Origin of the sequence: Streptomyces sp. NRRL WC-3549, assembly GCF_000721935.1 — a bacterium.
GTDB lineage: Bacteria > Actinomycetota > Actinomycetes > Streptomycetales > Streptomycetaceae > Streptomyces.
Genome location: NZ_KL585414.1, coordinates 262,236 through 268,784, shown reverse-complemented (window position 1 = coordinate 268,784; position 6,549 = coordinate 262,236). Strand labels below are relative to the sequence as shown.

Below are 6,549 nucleotides of genomic sequence, written 5' to 3'. Positions count from 1 at the left end.
AAAGCCGTACCGCGTACGGCGGTCGCCCGGGCCGCCCGGGGGATCGGTGCACTCTCCGTCGTCATCGCTCGGTGCGCTCCCTCGTGGTGGGGCGGGACTGGCCGACAAGTTCCTGATAGAGCCGCAGGACCGCCCGGCAGGTCGTGGCCACATCGAAGGCCGACCGGGCGTGCGCCCCCGCCGCCGAGCCCAGCCGGGCCAGCAGGGCGGGGTCCCCCAGCAGGGCGGTGAGCGCCCCCGCGAGCGCGGCGGGGTCCTCGGGCGGTACGAGGCAGTGGGGGGCCTGGCCCGGCGGCAGGCTCTCCCGGGCGCCGTCGACGTCGGACAGCAGCACCGGCCGGCCGCAGGCCATGGCTTCGAGAGGGGCCAGGGCCATCCCCTCCCACCGGGACGGGAGCACCAGCACATCGGCCGCGTGGATCCACGGCCGTACGTCCCCGCTCTCGCCGGCGAACAGCACCCCGTCAGGGGCCGTACGCCGCAGCTCCCCGCCGCGCGGGCCGTCGCCGACCAGGACGAGCCGCGCCCCCGGCACCCGGACCCGCCGCCAGGCCCGCAGCAGGACGTCCTGCCCCTTCTGCCGGCTCAGCCGCCCGACGCACACGGCGAGCGGAGCCCCGGCCGGGACGCCCGCGAGCAGCGGCAGAGCGGCCCGCGCCGTCCGGGCGGCCTCCGGGGAGGCCGGGCGGAACCGGCCGAGGTCGACGCCGTTGTGGATCACCGACCAGCGGGCGTCGACACCCGCCCGCTCCCCGGCCCGGCGCTCCGACTCGCTGACGCAGACGATGCGGTCGCTCCACCGCGCACCGAACCGCTCCCACGCCGTGGCCAGTCCCGCGGCGGGCCCGGTGAGCGCCTCGAACGACCAGGCGTGCGGCTGGAACACGGTCGGTACGCGGCCCCGGACCGCCAGCCGCCCGGCCAGGCCCGCCTTCGCGCTGTGGGCGTGGACCACATCGGGGGCGCACGCCCGGACCAGCCCGCGCGCCGAGGCGACCTCCCGGCCCAGCCGGCGGCCGGGGGCCCGCTCCGCCGGCCACTCCCGCACCCGGGCCCCGGCCCCGGCCGCGCCGGCCGCCAGCGGACCGCCGGGGGGGCACGCCACGACGGGCCGCAGCCCCGCCCGGACCTGAGCCGCGACGAGATCCGTCACGACCCGCGCCACTCCGCCCTCCACGGGCTGGACGAGGTGAAGGACCGTCAGCCGGCCTTCCTCGGTGCAACTTCGCTGCAGCACGCACGGCTCTCTTCTCACATGCCCCCGAAGAGCCGTCCGGTACGAAGACCGGCGGCAGGAAATATGGCGGCGGAGATCAAGTGGGTGAAAACGAGGTGCACTTTTGCAGACAGTGCGATCGAATTCACGCATGACTCGCTCGCCGGACCGATTTAATTACGTCCGCCACTGCGGGCGGTGTCCGCTTCTGACCTGCTGCGGCGTGTCCCCCTCCGGTGACACCTTCCGGCCGATCCGATGGCGCATCATGAAAGGCCGCACGCGTCCGGCGGACCCCGGCCTCCGGTAATGCGGCGCACATCCCCGGCGGTCGGTCCGCGCACTCCGGGCGAAGCGGAACTCCTTTCACGGGAGTTGGCCGAGGCGCGCGCCAATCGCCTTCCGGGACGGAACCCGGGGCCTTTCCACAACGGGCCTTCCGAATTCCCGCCTTCCCGCCGCACGAGGCCCTCGCGAACCGGCCGTTCACCGTGAAAGCCTTCGCGTCCGCCCCGTGGCTCGGGTGTACTGCCAGGGTCCGGCCGGGGCCCTCGGGTGCGATCGGACGGGCAGGATCGGGTACAACTCGTGATGATCTTCCGCCCCGTGGCGGTCCGCGCGCCGGGCCGGCCGACGAACACTCAAGGAGAAGCGATGGTTCACGATCGGGCCGGTCAGCCGGCGCAGCCCGGAGACCTGGTGGACGTGGCACGGCTGGTCACGGCCTACTACTCACTCCACCCCGACCCCGCCGAGCCGGGCCAGCGGGTCGCCTTCGGGACCTCCGGACACCGCGGCTCGGCCCTGGCGGCGGCCTTCAACGAGGAGCACATCGCCGCCACCACCCAGGCCATCTGCGACTACCGGACGCGGCAGGGCACGGACGGCCCGCTGTTCCTCGGCGCCGACACCCACGCGCTGTCCGAACCCGCCCGGGCCACCGCCGTGGAAGTGCTCGCCGCCAACGGCGCCACCGTCCTCATCGACGCGGACGACGGCTACACCCCCACCCCCGCCGTCTCGCACGCGATCCTCACGTACAACCGGGACCGTGACGGCGGCCTGGCCGACGGCATCGTGGTCACGCCCTCGCACAACCCCCCGGCCGACGGCGGCTTCAAGTACAACCCGCCGCACGGCGGCCCGGCCGGATCGGACGCCACCTCCTGGATCCAGGACCGGGCCAACGCCCTGATCGAGGGCGGGCTCAAGGAGGTCCGGCGCATCCCGTACGCCAGGGCCCTGGCCGCCGACACGACCCGCCGGCACGACTTCCTCACCGCGTACGTCGACGACCTGCCGGCCGTCCTCGACCTGGACGCCGTACGCGACGCGGGGATCCGTATCGGCGCCGACCCCCTCGGCGGGGCGTCGGTCGCCTACTGGGGCCGCATCGCCGAACGGCACCGCCTCGACCTCACCGTGGTCAACCCGCTCGCCGACCCGACCTGGCGGTTCATGACGCTGGACTGGGACGGCAGGATCCGGATGGACTGCTCCTCGCCGTACGCCATGGCCTCGCTGATCGAACAGCGCGACGCCTACACCCTGGCCACGGGCAACGACGCCGACGCGGACCGGCACGGCATCGTCACCCCCGACGGCGGGCTGATGAACCCCAACCACTACCTGGCCGTGGCGATCCGCTACCTCTACACGCACCGCGCCGACTGGCCCGGCGGCACCGGGATCGGCAAGACCCTGGTCTCCTCCTCCATGATCGACCGGGTCGCGGACGACCTGGGGCGGCGGCTGGTGGAGGTCCCCGTCGGTTTCAAGTGGTTCGTCGACGGGCTCTTCGGCGGCACCCTCGGGTTCGGGGGAGAGGAGTCCGCCGGCGCGTCCTTCCTGCGCCGCGACGGCCGTGTGTGGACCACCGACAAGGACGGCATCCTGCTCGCCCTGCTGGCCTCCGAGATCACCGCCGTCACCGGCTCCACGCCCTCCCAGCACTACGGCGAACTCACCGCCCGCTTCGGCGACCCGGCCTACGCCCGGGTCGACGCCCCGGCGACGCGCGAGGAGAAGGCGGTACTCGCCCGGCTCTCCCCGGACCAGGTCACCGCCGGCACGCTGGCCGGGGAACCCGTGACCGCGGTGCTCACCGAGGCCCCCGGCAACGGCGCGGCCATCGGCGGCCTCAAGGTCTGCACCGACAGCGCATGGTTCGCGGCCCGCCCCTCCGGCACGGAGGACGTGTACAAGGTCTACGCGGAGAGCTTCCAGGGGCCCGAGCACCTGGCCGAGGTCCAGGACGAGGCCCGTACCCTGGTCTCCGAGGCACTGGGCGCCACCGGCTGAGGGCCGCGGGCGGAGGAGAGGGGACGGGGCCGCCGTCAGGCACCGGGCACGGTCTGCCGGAGCTGCCGCAGAAAGGTGGCGTTGTCCGGTGTCCGGCGGATCGACTCCACCAGCGCCTCCGGGCCGGTGCGGCCGTCGCGGTGGCGCAGGGCGCGACGCAGCGCCCGTACGCCCGTCAGTTCGCCCGCCGACAACAGGAGTTCCTCCCGGCGTGTGCCGGAGGCGGTGACGTCCACGGCGGGGAAGACCCGCCTGTCGGCCAGCGCGCGGTCGAGGCGGAGTTCCATGTTGCCGGTGCTCTTGAGCTCCTCGAAGAAGTAGTCGTCGGCGCGCGAGCCGGTCTCCACCAGCGCGGTCGCCAGGATGGTCAGCGACCCGCCCTCCTCGGCCGCGCGGGCGGCACCGAAGATCTTCTTCGGGCCGAGGAGGGCAGACGCGTCCACACCGCCGCTCAGGGTGCGGCCACCGGATCCGGCGGCGTTGTTGTGGGCCCGGCACAGACGGGTCAGCGAGTCGAGGAGGATGACCACGTCATCGCCCTGCTCGACGAGCCGCTTCGCCCGTTCCACCGCCAGGTCCGCGAGGGCGATGTGCTCCCGGGCGGGCCGGTCGAAGGTGGAGGAGTAGACCTCGCCCCGCACACAGCGGCGCATGTCCGTGACCTCCTCGGGGCGTTCGTCCAGGAGGACCACCATCAGACGGGCCTCGGGGTGGTTGGTGGCGACGGCTGCGGCGAGCTGCTGGAGGAGCACCGTCTTGCCGGTCCTCGGCGGGGCGACGATCAGACCGCGCTGCCCCTTCCCGACGGGTGCCACCAGGTCGACGACGCGGGTGGCGGGCGCTCCGCCGGGCGTCTCCAGGCGCAGCCGCTCATGGGGGTGCAGCGGCGTCAGGTCACGGAAATGCGGCCTGGTCCGCAGTGCGTGCGCGGCGAGGCCGTTGACGGAGTCGACACGGGACAGGGAGCGCGGACGGTCGCAGGTGCCCTCGACGAGATCGCCCCTGCGCAGTCCGTGCCGGCGGACGAGAGACGAGGGCACCTGGACGTCGCCGGGGGCGGGATGGCCTCCGGCGGTGCGCAGGACGCCGTCACCGCCGCCGGCGGTGTCGAGGACACCCGTGGTGCGGACGGGGCGGCTCTGCTGGGCGACGGGGCGTTCGAGTGTGGTGGTCACGGCGGGTCCTTTCGCGGACATGGCGAACGAGAGGTCCGGCGGAGGCGGGGCGGCACGATCACGCCCCGTGCGACGGGCGGACGAGCCCGGGCCGGAGAGAGGAGGAGCTGGATCGCCGGACGTCGTACGACGGGGCGACAGCGGGAGAGAAGAACCGGCATCGGCGCCCGATGAAGGGGCGTACACACATGCCGCTGCCTGGAAGGTACCACGCGCCACCGGATCCGGGAAGGGGCACCGCCTCGCGCCCCGTCGAAGTCTCCGGCGGGGCTCCGTCACCCGGGCCTTCGGACATGAGCCGCCCGACGCCTGGGGCGGCAGGCGGCCGGAGGCGGAGTCCGCCCTCCACGCGTCCGCATTCTCACCATGCGTCACCCCATGCCCGAAGTTAAGCTGCTGGCGATCCAGCACCGCAGCTGAGAGGACGCGTCGTGCCCATGGGACCCGTGGAATACCTCGTCGTGACCTTTCCGGGCAGCCGGTTCGCCGACACGATCGCGCCCGTCCTCACCGAAGCGCTCTCCGCGCAGGCGGTGCGGATCCTCGGCCTCACCTTCGCCCGGACGGCCCAGGACGGCACGACCGAGCTCGTGGAGCTGAGAGAGCTCGACCCGGAGGGCCTCGTGGCGTTCGAGCCACCCGGCGAGGGGGCGGAGCACGGGCCCGACCTCACGAAGCTCCGTGCCCTGGACGCGGTGCCGGCCGGCAGCTTCGCCGCGCTGATCGTGTGGGAGGACCTGTGGTCCGTGCCCCTGACCGAGGCCGTCCGGACGGCGGGCGGACAGCTCGTGGCGCACGAGCGCGTGCCGGTGGACGGCGAGGACGACGTCATCACGCTGCTCGAACGGCTCGCGGCGCTCCGGGAACAGGGCGCGCTGACCGACACCGAGTTCGCGGCGGAGAAGACCAGGGTCCTCGCCGACTGACGGCGGGGCGTTCCCCGAAGCCTTCTTTTGTCGATTCCAGTGCTTCATGCGACGTTGTCCCTGACCTGTGCAGGCCGTCGGGAAAGAGGCAGTTCATCGTGCAGACCGCCCGGGCCGTCCAGGCCTCCACCGTCGTCAACCTGCGCGACCTGGGCGGTATCGCCTTGGGGCGCGACCGCCGTCTGCGGCAGGGGATCCTCCTGCGCTCGGGCCAGCTGAGCGAATTCGACGCGGAGCACGACATCGCGGTGTCCGCGCTCGGGATCCGGACCGTCGTGGACCTGCGGACCGCCGACGAACGCCACTGGGCGCCCGACCGGCTTCCCCGGGGCGCCCGGCTCTTCGTCGCCGACGTGCTCGGTGACAACCCCGGGGTGCTCCAGGGCCGCCTCAGGTCGCTGCTCCGCGACCCGGACGGAGCAGCCGCCGCCCTCGGCGGCGGCAAGGCGGAGGAACTGTTCGCGCAGACCTACCGCAGGATGGTCCTCACCCCAGGGGCGTCGGCGGCCTACCGGGCGTTCCTGGAGACGGCGGCGGACCCCCGGGCGAGGCCCCTGCTCTTCCACTGCGCGACCGGCAAGGACCGCACCGGATGGGCGACGGCACTGCTCCTGATGATGGCGGGGGCGCCACGTGAGGTCGTACGGGCGGAGTTCCTCGCCGTGAACCGGGTCGCCCGGCGGGCCTTGGGACCCGAGGTGCGCCGCTTCCTGGAGGCGGGCGGGGACCCGGGGATCGCGACCGCCATCGTCGAGGTCCGCCCCCGCTACCTGGACGCCGCGCTCGACGCCATGGACGAGCGGTGGGGCGGCCTCGACGGATATCTCCGCAACGGGCTGAGGCTCCCGCGGACCGTGGTGGAGCGGCTGGGCGCCGACCTGGTGGCCACGGCCTGACACAGGGGCGGCCCGGGGCGGGATCTGTGGAAGGA

Annotated in this window: 5 protein-coding genes; 3 read left to right on the top strand and 2 right to left on the bottom strand. The window is 73.8% G+C overall.

The window, feature by feature from the left end; genetic code table 11:
• Positions 1-61: 61 nt before the first annotated feature.
• Positions 62-1,237: a glycosyltransferase family 4 protein gene (locus tag IH13_RS0122570; RefSeq protein WP_037841988.1), complete on the bottom strand. Its 1,176-nt coding sequence runs from the start codon at positions 1,235-1,237 to the stop codon at positions 62-64.
• 633 nt (positions 1,238-1,870) lie between these two features.
• On the opposite strand from IH13_RS0122570, the gene pgm reads away from it, so the two are divergent.
• On the top strand, positions 1,871-3,517 hold the full coding sequence (gene pgm, locus IH13_RS0122565; RefSeq protein ID WP_031087216.1) for a phosphoglucomutase (alpha-D-glucose-1,6-bisphosphate-dependent): 1,647 nt from the start codon (positions 1,871-1,873) through the stop codon (positions 3,515-3,517).
• A gap of 35 nt (positions 3,518-3,552) precedes the next feature.
• Here the strand turns inward: pgm and rho are convergent, their stop codons facing one another.
• Positions 3,553-4,692 (bottom strand): transcription termination factor Rho, encoded by a 1,140-nt coding sequence (gene rho / locus IH13_RS0122560; protein ID WP_031087213.1) that lies wholly within the window; start codon positions 4,690-4,692, stop codon positions 3,553-3,555.
• 437 nt (positions 4,693-5,129) lie between these two features.
• On the opposite strand from rho, the gene IH13_RS0122555 reads away from it, so the two are divergent.
• Positions 5,130-5,618: a DUF6325 family protein gene (locus IH13_RS0122555; protein ID WP_031087212.1), complete on the top strand. Its 489-nt coding sequence runs from the start codon at positions 5,130-5,132 to the stop codon at positions 5,616-5,618.
• A 98-nt stretch (positions 5,619-5,716) separates the two neighbouring features.
• Entirely contained in the window at positions 5,717-6,514 is a 798-nt protein-coding gene (locus IH13_RS0122550; RefSeq protein WP_031087211.1) for a tyrosine-protein phosphatase, read from the top strand.
• Positions 6,515-6,549: the final 35 nt, after the last annotated feature.

Bases quoted from the DNA above. Each gene is read 5' to 3' on its own strand.
- IH13_RS0122555 (WP_031087212.1), top strand. From the start codon at position 5,130: ATGGGACCCGTGGAATACCTCGTCGTGACCTTTCCGGGCAGCCGGTTC.
- pgm (WP_031087216.1), top strand. From the start codon at position 1,871: ATGGTTCACGATCGGGCCGGTCAGCCGGCGCAGCCCGGAGACCTGGTG.